23 protein-coding genes are annotated in these 23,055 nt (G+C 65.9%); 9 read left to right on the forward strand and 14 right to left on the reverse strand.

Going from position 1 to position 23,055, the window contains the following annotated elements:
• Positions 1-33: 33 nt before the first annotated feature.
• Together AC5Y49_RS01415 and AC5Y49_RS01420 are read left to right on the forward strand one after the other, a co-directional pair.
• Positions 34-840, forward strand: a complete 807-nt coding sequence (locus AC5Y49_RS01415) for a thioesterase family protein (protein WP_499884039.1) — start codon at positions 34-36, stop codon at positions 838-840.
• 71 nt (positions 841-911) lie between these two features.
• Positions 912-2,057 (forward strand): thiolase family protein, encoded by a 1,146-nt coding sequence (locus tag AC5Y49_RS01420; RefSeq protein WP_499884040.1) that lies wholly within the window; start codon positions 912-914, stop codon positions 2,055-2,057.
• On the opposite strand, the gene AC5Y49_RS01425 is transcribed toward AC5Y49_RS01420, so the two are convergent.
• Genes AC5Y49_RS01425 through AC5Y49_RS01445 form a run of 5 tightly spaced genes read right to left on the reverse strand, consistent with a single transcriptional unit; the run spans position 2,047 to position 7,088 of the window.
• Positions 2,047-3,126: an ABC transporter ATP-binding protein gene (locus AC5Y49_RS01425; RefSeq protein WP_499884041.1), complete on the reverse strand. Its 1,080-nt coding sequence runs from the start codon at positions 3,124-3,126 to the stop codon at positions 2,047-2,049. The two genes, AC5Y49_RS01420 and AC5Y49_RS01425, sit on opposite strands and share 11 nt — an antisense overlap.
• A 3-nt stretch (positions 3,127-3,129) precedes the next feature.
• Complete coding sequence (locus AC5Y49_RS01430; protein WP_499884042.1) at positions 3,130-3,963, reverse strand: carbohydrate ABC transporter permease; 834 nt, start codon at positions 3,961-3,963, stop codon at positions 3,130-3,132.
• 2 nt (positions 3,964-3,965) lie between these two features.
• Positions 3,966-4,880 carry a carbohydrate ABC transporter permease gene (locus tag AC5Y49_RS01435; protein ID WP_499884043.1) on the reverse strand — a complete coding sequence of 305 codons (915 nt, stop codon included), beginning with the start codon at positions 4,878-4,880 and terminating at the stop codon, positions 3,966-3,968.
• A complete protein-coding gene (locus tag AC5Y49_RS01440; RefSeq protein ID WP_499884044.1) occupies positions 4,877-6,196 on the reverse strand; it encodes an ABC transporter substrate-binding protein in 1,320 nt (439 codons plus the stop codon). Before AC5Y49_RS01440 ends, AC5Y49_RS01435 begins: the two co-directional genes overlap by 4 nt.
• Positions 6,186-7,088 (reverse strand): sigma-70 family RNA polymerase sigma factor, encoded by a 903-nt coding sequence (locus AC5Y49_RS01445; RefSeq protein ID WP_499884045.1) that lies wholly within the window; start codon positions 7,086-7,088, stop codon positions 6,186-6,188. The genes AC5Y49_RS01440 and AC5Y49_RS01445 overlap by 11 nt, the downstream gene beginning before the upstream one ends.
• Positions 7,089-7,166: 78 nt before the next feature.
• On the opposite strand from AC5Y49_RS01445, the gene AC5Y49_RS01450 reads away from it, so the two are divergent.
• Complete coding sequence (locus tag AC5Y49_RS01450; protein ID WP_499884046.1) at positions 7,167-7,514, forward strand: DoxX family protein; 348 nt, start codon at positions 7,167-7,169, stop codon at positions 7,512-7,514.
• A 13-nt stretch (positions 7,515-7,527) separates the two neighbouring features.
• On the opposite strand, the gene AC5Y49_RS01455 is transcribed toward AC5Y49_RS01450, so the two are convergent.
• From AC5Y49_RS01455 to AC5Y49_RS01465, 3 genes are all read right to left on the reverse strand, one after another.
• Entirely contained in the window at positions 7,528-8,322 is a 795-nt protein-coding gene (locus AC5Y49_RS01455; RefSeq protein ID WP_499884047.1) for a ketosteroid isomerase family protein, read from the reverse strand.
• Positions 8,319-8,882 (reverse strand): pyrazinamidase PncA, encoded by a 564-nt coding sequence (gene pncA / locus AC5Y49_RS01460; RefSeq protein ID WP_499884048.1) that lies wholly within the window; start codon positions 8,880-8,882, stop codon positions 8,319-8,321. Before pncA ends, AC5Y49_RS01455 begins: the two co-directional genes overlap by 4 nt.
• 257 nt (positions 8,883-9,139) lie before the next feature.
• Positions 9,140-9,382, reverse strand: coding sequence for a DUF6400 family protein (locus AC5Y49_RS01465; RefSeq protein WP_499884049.1), 243 nt, complete (start codon positions 9,380-9,382; stop codon positions 9,140-9,142).
• Between the two features lie 262 nt (positions 9,383-9,644).
• Between AC5Y49_RS01465 and manT the strand changes: the two genes are divergently transcribed.
• From manT to mmpH, 3 genes are read left to right on the forward strand one after another with little or no spacing between them, the layout of a single operon-like run.
• A complete protein-coding gene (gene manT, locus AC5Y49_RS01470; RefSeq protein ID WP_499884050.1) occupies positions 9,645-10,916 on the forward strand; it encodes an MMP alpha-(1->4)-mannosyltransferase in 1,272 nt (423 codons plus the stop codon).
• Positions 10,910-11,641 (forward strand): class I SAM-dependent methyltransferase, encoded by a 732-nt coding sequence (locus AC5Y49_RS01475; protein WP_499884051.1) that lies wholly within the window; start codon positions 10,910-10,912, stop codon positions 11,639-11,641. The genes manT and AC5Y49_RS01475 overlap by 7 nt, the downstream gene beginning before the upstream one ends.
• A 13-nt stretch (positions 11,642-11,654) precedes the next feature.
• Positions 11,655-12,704, forward strand: coding sequence for an MMP endo-(1,4)-3-O-methyl-alpha-D-mannosidase (gene mmpH, locus AC5Y49_RS01480; RefSeq protein ID WP_499884052.1), 1,050 nt, complete (start codon positions 11,655-11,657; stop codon positions 12,702-12,704).
• Here mmpH and AC5Y49_RS01485 read toward each other — a convergent pair.
• On the reverse strand, positions 12,701-13,357 hold the full coding sequence (locus AC5Y49_RS01485) for a class I SAM-dependent methyltransferase (RefSeq protein WP_499884053.1): 657 nt from the start codon (positions 13,355-13,357) through the stop codon (positions 12,701-12,703). The genes mmpH and AC5Y49_RS01485 overlap by 4 nt on opposite strands.
• A 75-nt stretch (positions 13,358-13,432) precedes the next feature.
• Between AC5Y49_RS01485 and AC5Y49_RS01490 the strand changes: the two genes are divergently transcribed.
• Both AC5Y49_RS01490 and AC5Y49_RS01495 read left to right on the forward strand, forming a co-directional pair.
• Positions 13,433-14,005, forward strand: a complete 573-nt coding sequence (locus AC5Y49_RS01490; RefSeq protein ID WP_499884609.1) for a TetR/AcrR family transcriptional regulator — start codon at positions 13,433-13,435, stop codon at positions 14,003-14,005.
• A 148-nt stretch (positions 14,006-14,153) separates the two neighbouring features.
• A complete protein-coding gene (locus tag AC5Y49_RS01495; protein WP_499884054.1) occupies positions 14,154-15,137 on the forward strand; it encodes a DoxX family protein in 984 nt (327 codons plus the stop codon).
• Here the strand turns inward: AC5Y49_RS01495 and AC5Y49_RS01500 are convergent.
• Genes AC5Y49_RS01500 through AC5Y49_RS01515 form a run of 4 tightly spaced genes read right to left on the reverse strand, consistent with a single transcriptional unit; the run spans position 15,134 to position 19,585 of the window.
• Positions 15,134-15,520, reverse strand: coding sequence for a DUF2784 domain-containing protein (locus AC5Y49_RS01500; RefSeq protein WP_499884055.1), 387 nt, complete (start codon positions 15,518-15,520; stop codon positions 15,134-15,136). The two genes, AC5Y49_RS01495 and AC5Y49_RS01500, sit on opposite strands and share 4 nt — an antisense overlap.
• A gap of 27 nt (positions 15,521-15,547) precedes the next feature.
• Positions 15,548-16,027 (reverse strand): gluconokinase, encoded by a 480-nt coding sequence (locus AC5Y49_RS01505; RefSeq protein ID WP_499884610.1) that lies wholly within the window; start codon positions 16,025-16,027, stop codon positions 15,548-15,550.
• Between the two features lie 26 nt (positions 16,028-16,053).
• The gene (locus AC5Y49_RS01510; protein WP_499884056.1) at positions 16,054-18,075 is read right to left on the reverse strand and encodes a DUF7064 domain-containing protein; all 2,022 of its coding nucleotides are present in this window, start codon (positions 18,073-18,075) and stop codon (positions 16,054-16,056) included.
• Between the two features lie 4 nt (positions 18,076-18,079).
• Entirely contained in the window at positions 18,080-19,585 is a 1,506-nt protein-coding gene (locus AC5Y49_RS01515) for a carboxylesterase/lipase family protein (RefSeq protein WP_499884057.1), read from the reverse strand.
• A 77-nt stretch (positions 19,586-19,662) separates the two neighbouring features.
• Here AC5Y49_RS01515 and AC5Y49_RS01520 point away from each other — a divergent pair, with 77 nt between their 5' ends.
• Entirely contained in the window at positions 19,663-20,337 is a 675-nt protein-coding gene (locus AC5Y49_RS01520; RefSeq protein WP_499884058.1) for a hypothetical protein, read from the forward strand.
• 81 nt (positions 20,338-20,418) lie between these two features.
• Here AC5Y49_RS01520 and AC5Y49_RS01525 read toward each other — a convergent pair whose 3' ends face one another.
• Positions 20,419-23,034, reverse strand: a complete 2,616-nt coding sequence (locus tag AC5Y49_RS01525) for an NAD-dependent epimerase/dehydratase family protein (RefSeq protein WP_499884059.1) — start codon at positions 23,032-23,034, stop codon at positions 20,419-20,421.
• Positions 23,035-23,055: the final 21 nt, after the last annotated feature.

Below are 23,055 nucleotides of genomic sequence, written 5' to 3' on the forward strand. Positions count from 1 at the left end.
CGTTGAAGACGCAGCCGAGACAAGGCAGGACCGGTGACCGACGCCTACTACGAACTGGTCGATCCAGATGACCCGCTCGGTGAGAAGTTCAGCGCATCCGATCACGTGATCAGCAGTTGGGCATCGACTATGCAGAATGCTGCCCCGGTGTCGGCCTTGTTGGTCCGGGCGCTCGAGCGTTGCGCACCCCGCGGCGACACCCGGTTGAGCCGAGTCTCGGTCGATCTGCTCGGACCGGTTCCGGTCACCGATCAACTGTGGGTGCGCGCCCGAGTCACACGCCCCGGCACGAAAATCGAACTGCTCGACGCGGAGATGCTGGCACCCGGTCCAACCGGAACGCCTCGACCGGTCGCACAAGCCACCGCCTGGCGCTTCCAAGAGAGCGACACTGACGAATTGTTCTTCACCCCCGCTCCCCCGCTTCGGCCGGTGACCGACGGGCGGCCGCGGTACCCCGACGACGACACCAATCAGACCTACATCCAGAGCCTGGACTGGCGGTGGCTGAACGACATCCTGAACAGCGTGCCGGCGGAATGTTGGGCCAGGCCCGTCGTCGACCTCGTCGCCGGCGAAACGATGACCCCCATGGAGCGTCTGTTCACCATAGCGGACATCGCCAACGGCATGGGAAGCCGACTCGCGGTGTCCGAGTGGCTGTTCCTCAATACCGACATCGTCGTGCACATCCACCGCGTCCCCGACGGCGAATGGGTCGGAGTGCGAGCCGAAACCCATTACGGCCGAGACGGAGTGGGCGTCTCACGCGGAACGCTTTTCGACCAGCAAGGAGCGGTCGCTGCAATACAGCAGGCCCAACTGGTGCGCCGCCGTTAACGTATCAGCACAGCTACTGTAACGTTTACAGTTGGCTTTGCGCCAGCGGCCGCTGAGAGAGGATTCGCGGAATGAACGACGTCGCCGTCATCGGGGTAGGTCTGCATCCGTTCGGCCGCTTCGAGGGCAAGTCGGCGATGGAGATGGGTGTGGACGCCATCTTCGCCGCAGTCGACGACGCCGGTGTGGACTGGAAAGACGTGCAGGCCGCTACCGGCGGCAGTTGGACCGTTGCGAACCCGGACGCCATCGTTGGCATGGTGGGCCTATCGGGCATCCCGTTCACCAACGTCTTCAATGCGTGCGCGACCGCCGCCAGCGCCGTCAAGGCGTGCGCCGACGGCATCCGGCTGGGTGACTACGACATCGGCCTTGCCGTCGGCCTGGACAAGCATCCGCGCGGTGCGTTCACCGAAGATCCCGCCTTGGTCGGCATGCCGGGCTGGTACGCCGAGAACGGGCAGTACCTGACCACGCAGTTCTTCGGGATGAAGGCCAACCGGTACCTGCATGATTACGGCGTCTCGCAGCGAACACTGGCCAAGGTTGCCGCCAAGAACTTTCGCAACGGTGCGTTGAACCCCAACGCTTTTCGGCGCAAAGCGATCACCGAGGACGAGATCCTCAACTCGACGATGCTGAACTACCCACTGACCCAGTACATGTTCTGTGCACCTGACGAAGGCGCCGCGGCCGTGGTGATGTGTCGAGCCGACATCGCGCATCGCTACACCGACAAGCCGGTGTATCTGCGCGCGGTCGAGGTCCGGACCCGCCGCTACGGCGCCTACGAGGTCAACACCACGTTCGCGCCCGTCGAGCAGGACGTCGCGCCCACCGTCTACGCGGCGCGCGCCGCATTCGAAAAGGCCGGTGTGGCACCCGAAGACGTCGATGTCGTCCAACTCCAGGACACCGATGCCGGCGCGGAGATCATTCACATGGCCGAGTGCGGATTTTGCGCCGACGGCGATCAGGAGAAGCTGCTGGCCGACGGTGCCACCGAAATTCACGGCCGGCTTCCGATTAACACCGATGGTGGCCTGATCGCCAACGGCGAGCCGATTGGGGCATCAGGGTTGCGGCAGATCCATGAGGTCGTGCGGCAACTGCGCGGCGAGGCGGGTGATCGTCAAGTTCCCGGCGAACCGAAGGTCGGTTTCACTCAGTTGTACGGCGCGCCCGGCACTGCCGCGGCAACGGTGCTCACGACCTGAGAGGCAGTCGCCGGCCATCGGCGCCGAAGAAGTGCAGATGGTCGGATCGAGGGCGCAGCCGTACCCGGCTGCCTCGCTGCGGCGGATTGCGACTGTCCGCGCGGGCGATCACCGGGTGGTCAGTCGCATCGCCACTCGTCGAGATCCTGCCGTACAGGTAGGCGTCGGCGCCGAGCTCCTCGACGACATCGACCTCCATCTCGACACCCAGACCACCGACCTCGAAGTCTTCGGGCCGGATCCCGACAGTGATCTCGCCCGCCACGTCGCCGAGCTCACGGGGCAAGGGAATCAGCCAGTCCCCCAACGTCACTGACCGATCAGCAATCGGCAAGGTGAATACATTCATCGCCGGGGAGCCGATGAACTCCGCGACGAAGACGTTGACCGGGCTGCGGTAGAGCTCTCGCGGCGGTGCGTATTGCTGCAGCACGCCGTCTCGCAGGACCGCAACCCGGTCCCCCATGGTCATCGCCTCGACCTGATCATGGGTGACGTACACGGTGGTAGTGCCCAGCCGCCGCTGCAATCCAGCGATCTGGTTACGCGTTTGCACCCGCAACTTCGCGTCCAGGTTGGACAGCGGTTCGTCCATCAAGAAGACTTGTGGGCGGCGCACGATCGCGCGGCCCATCGCGACCCGTTGGCGCTGCCCACCGGACAGCGCTCCGGGTTTGCGGTCGAGGTACGGCTCTAAGTCGAGCAAGCGCGCCGCATCCAGGATCCGGTCGTGGATCTCAGCTTTGCGAATTTTGGCGATCTTCAACGCAAAACCCATGTTCTGCGCCACCGTCATGTGCGGATACAGCGCGTAATTCTGGAACACCATCGCGACATCCCGATCTTTGGGATCGTCGTCGGTGACATCGCGGTCGCCGATGCGGATGCGCCCGGTGTCCACCGGTTCCAAACCTGCGATCATCCGCAGCGCCGTTGTTTTGCCACATCCGGAAGGGCCGACCAGCACGACGAATTCGCCGTCGTCGACCGCCAGATCCAACTTGTCCAACGCGGGGCGCTGCGCTCCGGCATAGCGCCGTGTCGCCTGTTCGAAGCTCACCGATGCCATTGGCTAGCCACCGAATCCGGACATGGCGATACCGCGGACGAAGGCTCGTTGTGCCACCGCATAGACGAGGACCAACGGCAGCAGGATGAGCATGGACGCAGCCATCAGCACCGGCCACCGCGACACGTATTCGCCCTGCATCCGAACCAGCCCGAGCGTGAGTGTGGCGATGCTCTTGCGTTGCAGCATCAACAACGGCCACAGGAAGTCATTCCACACGTTGACCCAAGTGAGCACCGCAAGCACCATGACCGCAGGCTTGGCGTGCGGCAGCAGGATCCGCCAATAGACCTGCCACGGCGAGCAGCCGTCGAGGATGGCGGCCTCCTCGAGTTCGTCCGGCAGCGTACGGAAGAACTGCCGCATCAGATAGGTGCCGAATGCCGTACCGAACAAGCCCGGGACGATCATCGCCCACGGCGTGTCCGTCCAACCGGCGACGCGCATCAGAATGAATTGCGGGATGACGGTCACGGTCAGCGGCACCATCAGCGTGCCCAGGTACAGGACGAAGACGATCTCTCGGCCCCGGAACGGCAGCCTGGCGAAGGCGTAGCCGGCCAGCGAGCAGAAGAACACCTGACCGGCCGTGATACATCCGGCGTAGAGCACCGTGTTGACGAACATCCGCCAAAACGGCATCAACACAAACACTTCGGCATAGTTCGACCACTGCGGGCGCGACGGAAACAACGTCGGCTGGCTCACCTCGCCTTCGCTTTTCAACGAGCCCGACACCGCCCACAGAATCGGAAACAGGGCACACCACGCGACGCCGATCAGCGCCGTATAGAGCACCAGGCCGCGCACGATGCTGTGTTTGGTCAGGTGGCCCATGGTCAGTCTTCCCAAGTGCGCCGACGCGCCAACCGTAGCTGTAGCACCGTCAACACCAGCAGAATGGCGAACATCACCCAGGCCAGTGCGGATGCGTACCCGAACTCCAGGAAGGCGAAGGCATGCTGAAACAGCATGATGCCCAACACATATGTACCAGTCTCCGGACCACCGTTGCGGCCGGTGAGCACATAGACGAGGTCAAATGCCTGGAACGCGTGAATGATCGAGATGACCACCACGAATGACAGTGCGCCGCGGATCAACGGGACGGTGATGGAGACAAACTGGCGTATCTCGCCGGCGCCGTCGATTCGGGCGGCCTCGTAGACCGTTTCGGGAACGCCCTGCATCGATGCCAGCAGGATGACGGTGGCAAACGGTACGCTCTTCCATACGCTGACCAAACACAGCGACACCATGGCCCAGTTGGGATCGACCAACCACGGGACCGGCCCGATCCCGATCCAGCCGAGCATGATGTTGAGCAAGCCATTGTCGGTGTTGAACACGAACTGCCACACCACCGCCATCACCACTGACGACATCGCCAACGGTAGAAAGACAACGGTCCGAAAGATACCGATGCCCTTGATTTTTCGGTTCAAAAGACCCGCCACGGCCAGGCTGATCAGGACGGTCGGCACGATGGTTCCAACGGTGAATATCACCGTATTGCGCATCGCGATGAGAAAGAGCGGGTCGGCGGTGAACAACTGACGAAAATTCGCCAGTCCGACGGGCTTGGCGGGCCTGAACAGATCCCACTCCTGCACGCTCATGTACAACGAAAAACCGAGCGGAAACAGCATGAACACGGCTACCGCCGCCAGGTTTGGTGCGACGAAAAGGCGTCCGGCCCAGGCGCGCCGCTGGGAAATTCTGCGTCGCCCAACTCGCGGATCGATCGATGTCATGGGTTGCGTAGCACCTCGTCGACCTCCTGCGTCAGTGCGCCTGCCAACGATGTCGCCGGCCGAGTGCCACGCAGAACCGGCCCGAAATTGCGGTCCATCAACGCGTTGATCTTTTCCCACCCAGGGGTGATCGGCAAACCCTCGGAGTGCGCGGGGCCGCCGGTCAGCACCGCGAGATTGCCGACTCTGCGATGGGCTTGAGCGAACCCGACGGAATTGATCGCAGGCTTCAGTACCGGCACGAAAAGCCCCGTTTCGCCGATCAAGGCTTGCCCGACGGGCCCGGCGGCGAACTTCACGAACTCCCATGCTTGGTGTTTACGGCCGCTGTCGGCTGCGATCGCGAGACCCGTCGTACCGATATTCGACTGGGCCGCGCGGGATCGCGGACCGGTGGGCAACACGGTGACATCGAAATCCAGGCCGCGGGCCCGGTCGAATGTCTGGTAGCGCCAGTGCCCGCCCAAGGCCATCGCGGCCTTGCCCGAAGTGAATAGATCCATGGTGGACATCGACTGCTGCTCAGACGCGGTAGGTGCGACGTTGTGTTTATTGGCCAGGTCAGCGTAGAACTGCACACCCTCGATGAATGCCTCGTTGCCAAAATTGAGGTGCGAGGGGTTCATTCGCGGATCAGACCACGCGACGCCGTTATTCATGCCGAACAGCCCCGCCGAGTAGGCGGCCACCCAGGTGTCGACGAACCCCCACTGGGTCACGCGTCCGGAGCGGTCGCGCTTGGTGAGAGCGCTGGCCGTGGCAAGGAACTCGGCGAAGCTCCAGGGCCGGTCCCATTGTGTCGGCGGCGCCGGAACGCCGGCCGCGGCGAACAGCTGCTTGTTGTAGAACAGAAAGTTGCCGGACCACTGCTCCGGAAAGGCGTACTGGCCCCCGTTGAACGTGAAGGTGTCGTACAACACGCCGATACTGTCGGCCTTCAGTTCGGCGGCGAATGCCCGGTCTTGGGCCAACATGGTATTCAGGTCCAGCAGCACCCCCCGGTCGGCCAAGCCGGCATAGCTGAATTCCCACGCCATCAGCACGTCCGGGCATTTGCCGCCTGCGCAAAACGTCGACATCTGCTGCATGGGGTCTGGACCCGACAGCAACGCCCGCACTTTGATGTCGGGATGCCGATGTTGGAAGGCGTCGACGATCCGCATCCGCGCGTCCGCTTCTTCGGGATTGGCCGCGAAGAAAAAGGTGAGTGCGTCGTCGTCGGATGCGCATCCCGATTGCCACCACGTCAGCGACGTCGCGCCGAGCACACCGGCACCGCGCAACAGTGCCCGCCGTCCAAATGGCTTATCGGCCATTGCCATCCAGGTTGTCGTCGGCCGCGGCAAGTGTCAGGACGGCGTTGCTCAACCGATCGTCATCGCCGATGATGTCGATGGTGTGAATGCGATCATCCTCGATGCCGATGACCAGCAGCGCCTGGAGATGGCCGCCCGGCGCGACCGCAATGCCCGGCGCTCCGTTGACAAGCACCACGACGCCGGCCCGGGAGCGTTGAGTGAACCGTCGGGTTTCCTCGGCGACCTGCTCGGCACCGCGGATTTCGCTCGGCACATCGGCTGGCACCAGCCGGGGATCCACTCGGCGCACCACGTCCGGAGCCAACAGATTCATGAGGGCGGCGATATCGCCGCCGCGGGATGCCGTCAGGAAGGCGTCCACGATCTTGACGTGTTCGCCGGTGCGGCGGGTTGCCCCAGACGGTGCGCCGGAAAGTTGCGCTCGGGCACGGCTGGCCAGCTTCTTGGCCGCGTCGGGCGAGCGGCCCAACAGCTCGCCGATCGTCTCGAATGGCACCGCGAACACGTCGTGCAGCACGAAGGCGACACGCTGCGTCGGTGAGAGCCGGTCGATGACCACCAGCAGGGCCCGGCTGACCGAGTCGGCGAGCAGAGCGTCCTCGTCCGCCGGCGGCGCCGGGTTGGCCGGAACACGGTCGACACCGTCCAGCGGCAGTTCGGCGCGCCGTTTGCGGGTGCGCAATTGGTCGATCGCCTCGCGTGCGGTGATCGTGGTGAACCACCCGGTCGGGTTCTCGACGGCGCCGAAGTCTGCGCGGCTGGCCTTGAGCCAGGCGGACTGCACCGCATCCTCGGCGTCGGCCGCCGAGCCCAACAGATGAAACGCGACTGAGCGCAGGTGCCGCCGGTCTGCGTCAAACCGGTGGGCGAGATCGTCGAGCGTCGTCATGGTCACCTTTCCGGTATGGGAGCCGTCAAGCAGGTGACGAAATCCGCTCAACGTCCTTGTGTGAAGGAGACCAATCTCATGAGCATCGCATATTTTGTCGTCACCGCAGTCACCGTGGCCGTCACCGCGGCAATCGCCGTGGCCGACTACGTCCCCGCCAAATTCGTACTGGCGAACTCGGCTCAGGTTGGCGTGCCATCGTCATGGCTCCCCATGCTGGGCACGCTCAAGCTTGCCGGAGCCATCGGGCTGGTCGCCGGCCTGGTGCTGCCTGCTATCGGGATTGCGGCGGCGACCGGGCTGGTGCTGTTCTTCACCGGTGCGATCATCACCCATATTCGGGCCGGCGTGTTGTACAACATCGCCTTTCCGGGCGGTTATCTGGTGTTGTCGGCGGCGTCGTTGGCGCTGCTGGCCGCGCAGTGACAACTGCGCCCGGTCAGTCGGAAAAGTAACGGATCCGGCGGATTTCGTTGCCACGCCGGGCCACGTCGGCGAACATGACGCCGCGCCGGTGTCCCGACGTGATCGAGACCGCGACTGTGGGGCCCGCGCCGAGCACCTTCGTCCAGGTGGCGCCGTCGAGTCGCTGGATCAGATCGGCGACGTCCGCGCGGTCGTCTTCGCCGACAGCCACTGTGGCAGTGGACGACAGTGTTCGCAGCGCCGTGAACCTGTCCCCGCGGGCGACAGCATTGAGGAAAGTGTCCACCAGCCGCTTATGCCGCGAACCGACGCGGCGGAAACCGACTCCGAAACCCACTGTGCCGCGCAACCTCTGGTTGCGTAACAACCCGCGCGTCAGCTGGACGGTAGCCGGCAGCGCCGGCGTGCCGTTGCGCAGGAACTGCACCATCATGCCCGGCAGTTCCCAGTAGGCCTGCAACACCGCGATCTTCCACTCGCCGTCGACCTCGCGCAGGTCGTAGCAGAGGTAGGCGGGAATCCGCATCGTCACCGACGAACTCATCGCCACCTCGAGCTCGAGATCGCGGACGACGGCCGAGCCGGTCACGATGTCGAGGTCGCGGTGGAAGGTGATGTCGCGCGGCCCGATGAAGGTGTCGTAGAAGCGGCCGATCTGCGCGTGGCCCACGTGCGGCCAAGAACCGACGGGATCTTCGACGCGGCCGTCAGCGGTGAACAGCCCGACCCAGCGAGCACGGTCGTGGGCCGCGGCGGCTCGCGGCGACTGCTCCACCGCCGTCAGCAGATCCGACTGCGCGGTGCTCATGAGCTGCTCTGCTGCACGGCGACTCCGGCGGTTCGCAGTGCCTCGACGGCTTGTGCGCTCGACTCCTCCGCCACTCCCGCGGTCAGATCCAGCAACACGCGCGTCGCAAAGCCCGCCTGGACGGCATCGTGGGCGGTCGCGCGGACGCACTGGTCGGTGGCCAAGCCGACCACGTCGACCTCGTCGACGCCGCGGTCGCGCAGCCAATCCGCCAGGCTGGTGCCCGAATCGTCGGCTCCGTCGAAGCCGCTGTATCCGGCGCTGTACGCGCCTTTGCGGAACACCGCCTCGATGCGTGTGGTGTCGAGGTCGGGACAGAAATCCGCCCCGGGGCTACCGGCGAGGCAGTGCGACGGCCAGCTCGACGAGTAGTCGGGATGGTCGGAGAAATGGTCACCGGGATCGATGTGGAAGTCCTGGGTGGCCACCACATGCTGGTAGCCGCCGGCATCGGCCAGGTAGTCGGTGATGGCGCGGGCCACGGCGGCGCCGCCGGTCACTTCCAGCGAGCCGCCTTCACAAAAGTCGTTTTGGACGTCGACGATGATCAACGCTCGCATACACCCACCGTATCGCTGGCGGTCCCGCGTCAGGTCAGGCTGCGGGGCGGCGCCGGCCGCGGCGGTGCGCACCGGTGTCCAGCGACCACAGATGAGCACAAGTCGGGCACTGCAGGTGGACCACCGCGGCGCGATTGCTGATCAGGTACTGCCAATGCATGTGGCAATTGCGCCCGTCTCGGCACACCTGGCAAGCGGCGCCGTGGTCACAGTTCGGGCAGGCCAGCCAGGCGCGTCGGCTCTTGTCGGCGTCCGGATCAATCGGCAGCACGGTCCACCGCCCGGTCCGGCAACACCCCGGCCGCTACCAGCGCGTCGTAATGGCGCTGCTGCTCGGGGTCGAGGTTCGAGTAGAGCATGGCGTAGGCCCGCTCCTCTTCGGCGAGCGCCCGGACCGGATCCCAATCGGGGCCGATCGCTTCGAGGACAGCACTGCGACGCCGGACCTCGTCAAGGGTGAGGTCGTAGGCGAATTCCAGCGCGGTTGAGTTGGTTGGCATCAGCCACTCCCAGCATTCGGGGCAAATGCAGGTTAGGCTGCCCTAAAATAAGCGGCTCGGGCAATGAGCTGCGTCACAGAGCGGTGTTGACCTCGGTCACACTTATCGAACGCACCGGTCGCGCCACGGGGAAGGCTGCGCGTTGCATCATGTAGCTTGTCAAATTATAGTCCAGACACGTGTCCAGACAGTTCGCTGACTTCCTCGCCGATCCCCCAACCGTGACCTATGGCCGCGCCGCCATAGCGGGACCGGTGTGAGCATGCGGATTGCTCTGCTGTCCTACCGCAGCAAGACCCATTGCGGAGGGCAAGGCGTCTACGTTCGTTACCTTAGCCGCGGCCTCGTCGAGTTGGGACATCACGTCGAGGTGTTTTCCGGGCAGCCGTATCCCGAGGGTCTCGATCCGCGGGTGGTGCTGCGCGAGGTGTCCAGCCTAGACATGTACCGGGAACCCGATCCATTCCGCATTCCGCATCCCCGCGAGATCCGCGACCGGATCGACTTGCTGGAGCTTGCCACCGTGTGGACGGCGGGCTTCCCCGAACCGCGCACTTTCAGCCTGCGGGCAGCGCGGCTGCTGGCCGGGCGGCGCAATGACTTCGATGTGGTGCACGACAACCAGAGCCTGGGAGACGGACTGCTCGAGATCGCGGCAACTGGACTGCCGGTCGTGGCGACGGTTCACCACCCGATCACCCGCGACCGGCTACTGGACCTGGCGGCAGCGCAATGGTGGCGTAAACCGTTGGTCCGCCGCTGGTATGGCTTCTTGGGGATGCAGGAGCGCGTCGCGCGCAACATTCCGGACCTGCTGACGGTCTCGTCATCGTCGGCCACCGACATCACCACTGACTTCGGAGTCAATCCAGACCAACTGCACGTGGTGCCGCTGGGAGTCGACACCAGGGTGTTCGCCCCGTCGACGCGACCGCGAATTCCCGGGCGCATCATCGCGATCGCCAGCGCAGACACTCCCCTTAAGGGCGTCGCGCATTTATTGCAGGCGGTGGCCAAGCTGCGCACCGACCACGATCTGGAACTGCAACTGGTTGCCAAGCTCGAGCCGAACGGGCCCACGGAGAAACTGATCGCCGAGCTCGGCATCTCCGATATCGTTCACACCTCCAGCGGCGTGTCCGACGCGGAGCTTGCCGGTTTATTTGCTTCTGCTGAAATTGCCTGTATCCCATCGCTTTACGAGGGCTTCTCGTTGCCGGCGGTGGAAGCGATGGCCAGCGGCACACCGATTGTGGCCAGCCGCGCCGGCGCCTTACCCGAAGTGCTCGGGCCGGACGGCACCTGCGCCCGACTGGTGCGGCCCGGCGACACCGCCGAGTTGATCCGGGTCGTGGGTGAGCTGCTGAGCTCTCCCGAACAGTGCCGTCAACTCGGCGTGGCCGGACGCCGCCGCGCACTTGACGTCTACAGCTGGGAATCGGTGGCCGCGCAGACCGTTCGCGTCTACGAACGGGCGATCGAACGCAACACCCAGATTGGCGATGCCACCGAGCCGGTGGGTGAGCCGTGCTGACGGTGGACTTCGACCGGCTCGGCGTCGGGCCCGGAACCAAGCTCATCGATGTTGGGTGCGGAGCGGGCCGGCACAGCTTCGAGGCTTACCGCCGCGGTGCAGACGTGGTCGCTTTCGATCAGGATTCCGATGAATTGGCGAACGTCGGCACTATCTTGCGTGCGATGGCGGAGGCCGGTGAAGCACCGGCGTCGGCCACCGCCGAGACGGTCGTCGGCGACGCGCTGCGACTGCCCTATCCCGATGCCACCTTCGACTGCGTCATCGCATCGGAGATTCTCGAGCATGTCCCGGCCGACGACACGGTAATCGCCGAGCTGGTTCGCGTCCTCAAAGTCGGCGGCGCCCTGGTGGTCACCGTGCCCCGATGGTTGCCCGAACAGGTGTGTTGGCTCCTGTCCGACGACTACCACAACAACGACGGCGGTCACATCCGGATCTACCGGGCAAGCCAGCTGCGTGACAAAATCGCCGCCGGCGGCCTGAACTTCACTCATACTCACCATGCTCATGCTCTGCATGCGCCCTTCTGGTGGTTGAAATGCCTCGTCGGAGTTTCTAACTCCGATCACCCTGCTGTTGCCGCGTATCACCGAATGCTGGTGTGGGACATGATGCGCCGGCCATGGATCACCCGACTGGCCGAATCGACGCTCAACCCGTTTGTCGGCAAGAGCGTCGCGTTGTACTTCGAGAAACCGGTGCCTGCTGTTGAATTGGTATGACGCGCCGGGTGTTATGGACGTGCTGACCCCCGAGCAATGCCGACAAACTGCGGAATCGATTGCTGCGGTTCAGGAGTCGTCAGGCGCGATCCCATGGTCGGAGGACGGTCATACCGATCCGTGGGACCACGTGGAATGCGCGATGGCACTCACCGTAGCGGGACTGATCGACCCGGCCCGCCACGCGTTCGACTGGAGCCGGCGCCAACAGCGCGCGGATGGTTCCTGGCCCATCCAATTTCGGGCCGGTGTCGTCGAGGATGCCAACAGCGACAGCAACTTCTGCGCCTACATTGCGGTCGGGGTCTGGCACCACGTGCTGGTCACCGGTGACAGCGCTTTCGCCAGCGAGATGTGGCCGACGGTACGTGCGGCCATCGAATTCGTACTCGGACTGCAACTCGAACGCGGCGAAATCTGCTGGGCCCGCAGCTCTTCGGGTCCGGTTACCGAGGCACTGTTAACCGGATGCGCGAGCATATTCCATAGCCTGCGCTGCGCCCTGGCCTTGGCGAATTACCTCGACGAGCCACAACCGGAGTGGGAGATCGCACTCGGCCGATTAGGCCATGCCATCGCCGCACACCCCTCGGTGTTCACCGAGAAGCCGCATCACTCGATGGACTGGTACTACCCCATCCTGGGCGGCGCGCTGCGCGGTCCAGCCGCGACCGCCCGAATCGCCGAGCGGTGGGGCGATTTCGTGGTGGACGGACTTGGGGTTCGCTGTGTGGATGACCGGCCGTGGGTCACCGGCGCCGAAACCTGCGAGCTGGTCTTGGCGCTTGACGCGATGGGCAGCCGCAACGTAGCGCTGCGCCAGTTCGCAGCCATGCAGCATCTGCGCGAAAGCGACGGATCCTATTGGACCGGCTTGGTGTTCAGCGACGGCAAGCGCTGGCCGGTCGAGCGGACCACGTGGACGGGCGCTGCGGTCATCCTGGCGGCCGACGCGCTGTCGGCCACCACGCCGGGAAACGGCATCTTCCGCGGCGCCGACCTGCCCCGCGGTCTGGAGGGCGATTACGACTGCGAGTGCGCGATCAGTCCAACGGATCGCTAGACCCGATCGGCGGCCTGTTCCGCTGTCCGCTCCAGAACGCGCAGTGTTCCGGTGACGGATCTCTCGGTGAACTCGCCGCTTTGCACTGCACGGCAATAGATCTGGTACGGCGCTTGGCCGCCGTCGCGCGGATCGGGAAACACGTCGTGAATGATCAGGGCGCCGCCGAGGCTGACCCATCGTGCCCAGCCGTCGTAGTCCTGGTGAGCAGCGGCTTCACTGTGCCCGCCGTCGATGAACAGTAGCTGCAGCGGCGTGCGCCAGGCCCGTGCTACGACGGCGGATTTGCCTACGACCGCGACGACATTGTCGCCGAGATCGGCGTCATCGAGGGTGCGGCGGAAAGCCGGCAGGGTGTCGAAGCGTCCGGAGTCGTTGACCATCGACGTGTCGTGGTACTCCCAGCCCGGCTGGTGCTCTTCGGAGCCGTGGTGGTGATCGATGGTGTACAGCACGCTGTCGCCTGCGACCGCCGCCGCGCCCAGCAGCACCGTTGATTTGCCGCAGTAGGTCCCGATCTCTACTCCCACACCGTGATCGAAGTAGCGCAATGCGGCGTCGTAGAGCGCCCGCCCCTCGTCGGCAGGCATGAATCCGGTCACCTGATCGGCGAGGTCAAACAGCTGGCGGGTGCGCTCGGCGGGGGTTGTCATCACCAGAACCTAACTATCGAATCGGCAACGGCCGATGGTTGCCGCCCATATTACGGTGTAGTAGTGTCCAGACACGTGTCCGACCCGGTAGCTCGGGAGTCGACCAGACGCCGACTGACCGCCAAGCAAGCCGACACAGTTGACCGGCTGGGTCACGCCGCGATCGGGGTCCTGAGCCGAGAAGGCTTCGCCGGGTTGACGATTCGTATGGTTGCCGCTGAGGCTGGTGTCGGCGCGGCCACGGCCTACACATATTTCGCGTCCAAGGAGCACCTCGTCGCCGAGGTTTTCTGGCGGCGGTTGGCCTCCAGCCCGGTTCCGCCAAACGACTCCCCCGACCCCGCTGCCCGCGTCATCGCGGTGCTGCGCCACATCGCGCTGCTGATTGCCGACGAACCAGAGCTGGCCGGCGCGGTCACCAACGCTTTGCTGGGCAGGGACCCGGAAGTCAAGCATCTGCGGTTGTGTATCGGCCGGGAGATCCACCACCGTCTGGTCACCGCGCTGGGGCCCGACTGCAACCCGGACGTGGTCGAATCGTTGGAGTTGCTGTATGCGGGCGCGCTGGTCCGCGCCGGCATGGGATACGCGTCGTATGCGCAGATCGCCGACCGGCTCGAGTCCTCGGCGCGTCTGCTGTTGACATAGCTGCGGTTGCGGCCGGGCGGCGCTCAGGGCTGGCATGATCACCGCATATGGACATCGACCATCCCGAACGCGACCAGGGTTGGGACCGGGCCCGCTGAGCGATGATCCGACCGGTTTGCGGACCGGTCAGCCCGGGAACACACCGGCCATGTTGCTTCGTAGAATCGCCCGGCCCCTGTTGTCAGCGGTGTTCATCGGCCAAGGCGTCGAGACCCTGCGCAACCCCAAGACCAGCGTCGATGCTGCCGAACCCACCGTGGCGGCATTGCGGACCCTGCCGGATCCCGTCGGAACGAAGGTTCCGGCCGACCCCGAGACCGCAGCGCGGATCAACGCGGCAGTACAAATCGGCGGCGGCCTCATGCTTGCCATCGGCAAAATGCCCCGGGTCGCCTCGGTGGCGCTGGCGTGCACTGTGGTCCCCGGTAGCCTTGCCGGACACCTGTTTTGGAATGAATCCGATCCCGAACGCAAGGCGCAGAAACGCCGCGAATTCCTGACCGACCTGAGCCTGCTGGGCGGGCTGATCATCGCCTCGGCCGACACCGAAGGAAAGCCGTCGTTGGGATGGCGTGGCCGGCGGGCCGCGGGGCGGGTCTCGGCGGCGGTCACCGCAGCGCTGCCGGCCGGAGCCTCCAACGGCGCGCTTCTCGACTCTGAGCTGGGTGAACGAATCGAACATGGCTTGCAGGTGAGCGTCGAGCGCGGTCGCGAGCTGGCCAGTACCGCGGCTGAGAAAAGCGGACCGTTGATCGAGTCGGCGCGCAAACGCGGAAGCGAACTGGCCAGTACCGCGGAGGAAAAGAGTGCTCCGCTGGTCAAAGCCGCCCGCAAGAAGGCACGCAAGCGTCGCGCACAGCTCGCGGCCAGCGCACGTGAGCACGGCGCCGAACTGGCCGAGGCCGCCCGCGAGCGCGGCGCCAAACTCGCGGATGTGGCCCGCGAACGCGGCCCTGAACTCGCCGAAACTGCCCGCGAACGCGGCGCCAAACTCGCGGATGTGGCCCGCGAACGCGGCCCTGAGCTCGCGGAATCTGCCCGCGAACGCGGCGCTGAACTCGCCGAAACCGCCCGCGACCGTGGCGGTGATCTGGCTGACCGCGGGCGGACGAAAATCCGTCGTATGCGTTAACTGGGTGGTCGACGTCCGGCGCGAGCGAGGTCACGGTTTCGCGTGCGCCAGAAGTACAGAGTCCAGGATGTCATCACCACCGCGAACAGGGCGAGTTCCATTGCGCCCAACCAACTCGCCGGGTAGAGCGCTCCGGTGATGTAGTGGGCGATGAATCCCTCCGACGGTAACGGCGCCATCCCGGCCTCGGCGCGCGCCCAACGCTCCAACCCGGTCAGTGGACACCCGACGTGTCCGGCTGCGCTGGCCACTCCCCAGAACACCGCTACCGCGTGCAGCCAGATCGTGCGGGACCAGCGCAGTGCGAGAAACCCACCGACCATCAGATACGCGATGAAGGCGAAATGGAACGCCACCGCGAACGCGACCACGATTTCATACATTGTCGCCCGTCCTAACGGCTAACTATGCTACCGGGACCGCCGGACACGTTGCGCCAGAAAGTCCTCGACGATCTCATCGGCGGTTTGGCCGACGTCGATGGCGACACCATTTTCGTCGGATCCCAGTGGCTCCAACGTGTCGAATTGCGATTGCAGCAGCGCCAGCGGCATGAAATGCCCGTGCCTGCCGGATTGTCGCCGGCCGATCAATTCCGGCGACCCGCTCAGGTGCAGGAACTCGATATCGGGACAGCGTGCGCGCAATTGGTCGCGGTATTTGCGTTTGAGCGCTGAGCAACCCATCACACCGCCGTTGCGGTGGTCGCCCAGCCAGGCCCCGACGGCTTCTAGCCACGGATAGCGGTCGTCATCGTTGAGTGGGTCCCCCGCAGCCATTTTGGCGATGTTGGCGCTCGGGTGGAAGGCGTCGGCGTCGGCGAACGGCACCCGCAGCCGTTGCGCCAGCGCCGCGCCCACCGTTGATTTGCCCGAGCCCGAGACTCCCATGACCACGATCGGCGGAAACTGGTCAGTCACGGGCTTAATCGGTTGCGGTTCCATTCCAGCCAGCCCAGGCCTCGCCGGCCGTCGGCGGTGTTCACCGCAGCCCAGATTCGCGGAAACTGGCTTACCCGTCCGTCCGGGGCCACCAGACGCAGCGGTGCATGGCCGCGGACCTCAACCGTTGCGGTGATGCCGCCGGGATCAACGGCCAGCGTCGCTTCGGTCGGTAAGCCGTTGGCGTCGAACACTTCCCGGGCCGCAACGGTACACACCTCGGTCAATGCACCGTCGCGGTCTTGGAGGTAGCCCACGCCGATCGCCGGGGCGCCGGGAATCCGGATGTCCACCGCGTGCAGGTGGCTGCCGTCATCGAAATGCAGTGCGCTCCAAACCCAGTCCATGCCCCACCAATCCCGCACCCCCCAGGAGTGATCACGCTGACCGGGCACCGAGTCGACGTTGTATTCGGTGCCGCCGATGGTGACACTGCCTGAAACGGTGCACGGGATCTCGTAGCGAGTGGTGAGCCGGTACTGGTACGGCGTGCCATCGGTGGCCCACACCAAGTCCATCGCCACCTCGACCGGCACTCCGTCTTCGCCTCGCAGCAGCGCGGCCGGGTCGGCGTAGGACTGACCGCGGCCATGCAGGACAACACGATAGCTGCGCAGCGGTTCGGCGACGGAGTGGTTGAATTCGATGGCGTCGGTGCACACCTGCCACGGATCATCGGGTAGCGGGACGTCGAAGTCGACGACTGCGACAGTGGGCATACCGGGCCCGCACAGTACAGCGTTCAGCCACGCCGTGTGCTCGTTGGGCATCAGGCCAAGCCGTATCCAGCCGCCGAATTCCTGTGTGGGGTCGGTGAAATCGGCGTACCAGCTCTCATTCCACAGCGGTTCGTTGGTCGGGGTGTGCGCCCACTCGTCGTCGCCGGCCGGAACCAACGGCTCGACCGGCGCCGGCGCCGGCAGCGTCGCGAGCGCATCGGTGTCGAGGACATGCTCACAATGGCGCTGCAGCATCGTCATGAACATTGCGTCGCCGCGATCGGTGCGCTCGACGAGCATCGACGAGACAATGGCCATCATCACCCCGAAGAAGCTCTGCCGCCGCACACCGTCGCGGACGTCGGTCAGGCTGATGGGCGTGTCGGGCCCGAGCGCCTCGTGGTAGGCGTGCAGCAGCTCGTCATAATTCGCGCGCCGATCGGCAACCGACAGCGCACATCCCAGGCAATAGGCCAGGTCGGTCATGGCCGGGCCCCGGGTGACGGTCTGCCAATCGACGACGGTCAGCAGCCGGTCGGCGCCGACCGCGCCGAACAACATGTTGTCCAGTCGGTAGTCGCCATGCACCAGCCCCTGAATGCGGCCGGCCGCCGCCTCTTCGGCCAGGTAAGCGTCGAATCCCGCCACCAGCCGTTCGCACACCGCGCGGTACGACGGTTCGATCTGGTCGCGGTAGCGGTCGACGAAGGCGGCGTAGAGCTGGCTGATCAGCGCTTGGTTGATCGGTGCGTCGCGGTTGAGCCACGGCGCATCCGCGAGTGCGGTATCGCCCAGCAACGGGCCTTGCAGCCGGGCCAGTTCGGTGACGGCGAGCCGGGCCTGTGCGACTGTGGCGCCGCGGATTTCATCGCCGACCACGGCCGGAGTCGCATCGCCGAGCAGCAGGTCGAAGACTCCGGTCGACGCGTCGAACGCGGCGTGGTAGCACGGCGCAACCGGTCCGGTCAGGTGTGGCGCGACCTCACGGTAGAAGCGCACTTCACGTTCATAGAGGCCCAGGCTCAATCCGGTCTGCCGGCTCACCGGGTCGCTGGCGGCGACCTTGAGCACCACCGAATCCAGGCCCGGCTGAGCGTCTTCCGTGTCGGCGTAGCTGAGCTCGACGCGGTAGCACTCGCTCATCTGTCCGGTACCGATGCGCTCGACGGTGAAATCGCTGACGGTTCCCGACCCCAGCACCGTGGCGAGCCAACCGGCGGTGAGGTCGTCCGGTCGTTCGATGACGGTGTCGGTCTGCGGAGGCACTGTTGGGTTCACCGGCTCAGCGTGCCATCGAGAAGCCCTGCCACGCGATCCGCCGCTCGGGGTGCGGATCGAATTCGACGTGCGACTTGCGGTCGAACACCATCACCGCGCGGTCTGCGTCGGTGTAGGCGGGCCAGTCATCGCCCGGCACGCCGGTGCGGCTGAATGCGCGCCAACGCCCCTGTATCTCGTTGCTGACCCGCAGCGCAGAGCGGCGGTCGCCGGCCGCGCTGAGCAGGGCGCCGAACCTGCTGCGATAGACATCGAACACCGCGAGCAGTTCGGTGGCGTGAGTGGCGCCCAGCCCCGACCAGCGCAACGTGCGCGGCGAGTAGTCATATCGATAGAGATAGGCCGGCGCGTGACCGCCGTGCGCCTCGGCGATCTCCCACGCGGCCGAGCCGAAGGCGAAATCCCCGCCGAGCCGGATACACGCCGCCGAATCGGGGTAGTCAGGATAGGCGCTGGTAATGCGTTCCCGCGCAGCCGGTTCCGTTTCCGCCAGCAGCGCTTCGATCATCGGCTCGGTGGTGGGCAGCAGCCGCAGGAATCGGGTGAACAACCGGCCCTCGTCGGCGTTGGTGCCCACGATCAGCGGCACCCGGTGGGCCTTGCCCTGTCGCATCGCATCGATGGGATCCAGCGGCAGCACGTCGTCGCCGCAGGCCGGCCCGAGCGGGAAGGCGCCCAGAATGTCTCGCACTCCTTCGTCGATCAGACGGTCCTGGGCTGCGACCAACTCGGCAGGCGAAGCCTGCATCAGCGCATGAGCGGCGTCGTGTTTGCGCATGCCGAGTAGTGCGGCGAACCGGGTTGCGAAGTCGGCTGCCATCGCACTGGAGCGCACCATCCCGGATGCCGGGCTTTCCGAAATCACCTGGGCGAACAACCCGTCGGCCGCCGGCACCGCCAACATAGTGGCGACCGCATGCGCGCCGGCGCTTTCCCCGAACAACGTGACCTTGTCGGGATCGCCGCCGAACTCGGCGATGTTGTCCCGCACCCACCGCAGCGCCATCACCAGGTCACGCAGGAACAGGTTGCTGTCGATGGTGATATCGGCAGTCGAGAGCGACGACAGGTCCAGGCAGCCCAGCGCGCCGAGCCGGTAGTTGACCGACACGTACACACAGCCGCGCCTCGCCAGTGCGGCGCCGTCGTACAGTGGGGTGGCCGAACTGCCGAGCAGGTATCCGCCGCCGTGGACGAAAACCATCACAGGCAGCGGCTGGACGGGCGCCGCTGCGGGCGCCACGACGTTGAGCGTCAGGCAGTCTTCGCCCCTCGGCTGGTACTTTCCGATACCCAGCATGGTGTAGCGACGCTGCTGCGGAGCGCAGTTGGTAAACCCGTGGCAATGCCGCACACCGGACCAGGGCTGCGCCGGTTGCGGTGCGCGAAACCGCAGCGGCCCGACCGGCGGGCGGGCATAGGGAATGGATCGCCACCGGTGCACACCGTCGCGGGTGAACCCTTCGACCATGCCGGTGGCGGTGGTTGCGCGGACGGTGTGCTCGTGCATAAGCCGACGTTAGCGAATGCGCCCATGGCGGGTGGGGCAGGTCCGCAGAATCGGGCGACGACAGTTAGCCTGGCACAATGCGGATTGCCGCGCTGGTCGCAGCGTCGTTGCTGGTCGTCGGGTGCTCGCACGCGACCGATAGCCGCGGCACGCAGCCCACGACCTCTGCATCCACACCTTCGCGCGCAACCTCCACCGCGCCCTCGAACCGCCCGCCGCCGGCCGCGGCCGTCGCGCCGAGTGCTGGCGCGCCGATCTCCGATGTCATCGCGTGGGTGGAAGCCGGCGCCCCGGCGAACGCCGACCGGTATCACCGCGCAACGCGCGACGGGGCGGCCGCCGACCTCGGTACTGACATTGCGTTCACCGTTGCCAAAGTCCGCTGCATGACCGACACCCAACACACCGGCGGCGCGCTGGCCTGCCTGGTCAGCTTGGCCCATCCGCCGCCGCGACCGGCGACCGCCTATGGGCAGTGGCAGGGCGGTTGGGTCGACTTCGACGGCGCCAGCCTGCAGGTGGGGTCGGCCCATGCCGATCCCGGGCCGTTCGCCCGCGGCGATGGGGCCGATCTGCCAGTGGGGAAATCGTTGGCGTTCGGTGACTATCGTTGTCGCGCAGATCAAGTCGGCGTGTATTGCGTGAACTATGCGCACCGGTCGGCGGCTGCGCTCGCCGCCACCGGTATCGAGCCGTTCGGGTGTCTGCAGCCCGCTCCGGCGCCTGAGGGCGGGCAGAAGTTCAGCTGCTGAGGGCCGAGCCGTTGCCGAACGTCCAGTTATTGCACGCTTTTCGCGAAACGGCGTGTGATAACTGGCCACTCGGCGGGCAAGTTAGAGGACGCGGATCTCTCCGGTACTGCCGTCGACCTCGATGAGCGCCCCGGGTGTGAGGCGTCGAGTGGCGCCCTCGACGTCAACCACGCAGGGAAACCCGAACTCGCGCGCCACTACCGCGGCATGCGACATCGGGCCACCCAGTTCGGTCACGACGGCGGCGGCATAGGAGAACGCGGCGGTGTAGCCGACATCGGTGACCTCCGCGACTAGGATCTCACCGGGTTCCAGGTCATCGATGGTTTCCGGCCGGACGATTCGAACGCGGCCGCTGACCCGTCCACCGCAGACACCGAGGCCATGCAGGGTCTGTCCGGCGGTGAGGACGCTTTTCGGCGCAGGGGCCGGCTGCCAGCCGCCGCTGAACACTGCCGGTGGAATGACGTCTGCGAGGTCGCGCTGTTCGGCGCGGCGGCGCGCCACAATTTCCGCCGCGTCGGCGGGCAGCGCGTCGAGCTCATCAACCAACAAATAGAACACGTCGTCGGGAGTGTCGAGAACTCCGCCGTCGGTAAGCCGACGTCCATGCTCCCGTAATAGCTTTCGCAAGATCCAGATGGCTCGCACCATTTTGTCGCGCCGTACCTCGCGGTCGCGAATCTGGTGCACGGCCAATTGCGCGACCGGTCGAGCCTGGACCGGGATTCGCGGATGACGGGGTTGTGCCGGCGCCGGGGCATCCAACGATTTCGCCACCATCCGGAGCAGCAGTTCGGGATCGTCGGCATAGGTGGTCGACAACATCTCGACTTCGGCCGGGCCGCGGTGACCGATCTGCGCCAGCTCGTCGAGAACCGCGGCGTGGAATTGCGGCGCCTTCTCGGCCAGCGCCGCGAGCCGGTTGCCCGGACCGGCAAGCACCCCAGCCGCATCCGGATCGTTCTGCGCCGCGGCCACCAGCCGGTGCAGCGCGCCCAGCAATCGCGCACTGGCCAAGTCCGGCCCGGCCGACGGCGCGATGTTACGTCCGCCCAGCCCCCGCAGGATCACACTGAACGCTGCCGAGAGCATGAAAGACCCCGATGCCAGCACCCAACCATGCACGACGTGATCGCGTGCCAGCAAGATCACGCTGAGCAGGCGATGGTCGTCCAGTTGGGTGGGGTCGTCGCCCACCAGACGCTCCAACCGGTCGATATCGGCGATGTAGTCGCGGGTATCCCGCCCCGATCCGGCGCTGAGGCCGACCAGATTGACCCCGAATACCCCGATATTGCGAAGGGTCCGCAATTGTTTTGCGGCGCGGCCGGATTGGCTCGGCAAACGCTGCTCACCGAAGATCGGCAGGCTGCCGGCGCTGGGGCCGAAGAATCCGCTGTTACTGACGACCGTCGCCGGTTTGACGAACGGCACGGTTTCGGCCATGAAATGCGCGGCGGTTATGGCGCCATACAGCCGGTGGGCGAACACCGCGACAGTGCGCATGGCGATTTCGCGCTGGATCAACCCGCCCGGCCGCAGCCGCTCGGCGATGCCGACACCGCCGGCCCGCAGGCCGCGCACGGCGACCGAGACCGACGACGGCGAAAACGGTCCGGGCAGCGCCTCCGACAGATTGGTGGCCAAAAAGGTCGGGAAGCGCCCGTCGATCGGAGTGTCGAACTCCCCGTTGCAGCCGTCCGGGCCGGCCAAGGCGGGAACCGTGCCGTCAGCGGCCGGCGCGTCAACCGCCGGGATGTCCTGGACATTGGTCAGCTGCCACGGCAGCGACATCACCCGCGGGCCCAGGCTCACCCGCCCGCGTACCGCCAACGCGAAATCCGCGACGCTTTCAGCGGCGCTCCAGGCCGGGGTGAACTTCCAGGTGTCGTGCAGCCGTGCGGTTTCCATCAAGGGGGCAGTTAGTAGGTGATCGAGCTCGGCGGCTGCACTCATCCGCCGAAGCAGTACGCCCAGCCGCTTTCCCACCCGCGCTGTCGGGCGCCCCACCGCGTCGGCGATCTCAGCGAACGTCGGCTCCCCCGCCGCAGCAAGGTTGACCGGCCCGCTGTCGATGCCGGTGTCGAGAATCGCTCGAACGAACACCCGATGTGCGTCGTCGGCATGCACAACCTGCAGCGCCTGGTTCGTGGACCTGTCGATGTCCGGAAAGAACAGCGACGCCCAGAACCGGAGCACCCAGTTGTCGACGTTTCGGCCGAGGATGACCGCGGAGCGGACCGCCACCCATTCCGTGCCGGCGGCCGCCAGCATTTCTTCGGCGCGGGCTTCGGCGGTTACCGGGCTGAGTTGATGGTCTTCGCTGCACGGCGGCGTTCCGCGCTCGCGCGCACCGTATGCGTATGCCGAGGACGCGAACACCGTCCGCCGGGTGCCGGCCCGGGTGATCGCGTCCAGCACGTTGGCGGTCCCGCCGAGGTTGATGTCGTGCGCGAGCTGTTCATCGGCGCCGGGGTCGGCCACCCACGCGCAGTGCGCGACGACATCGGCCCCGGTGATGGCGTGCCGGACCGCCGCTGCATCGCGAATGTCGCCTTCGACGAAGGTGGCTGCGCTGGGCCAGCTTTCGGGGCGATGGCGTGCCAGCCCGACAACCTCGTGCCCCGCAGAGAGCAGTCGTCCCACGACGCCGCGACCGATCACGCCGCTGGCTCCGGTGACGGCGATCTTCACTGAACGACCCGGAATTTCAAC

Source organism: Mycobacterium sp. NGS62 (assembly GCF_059812285.1).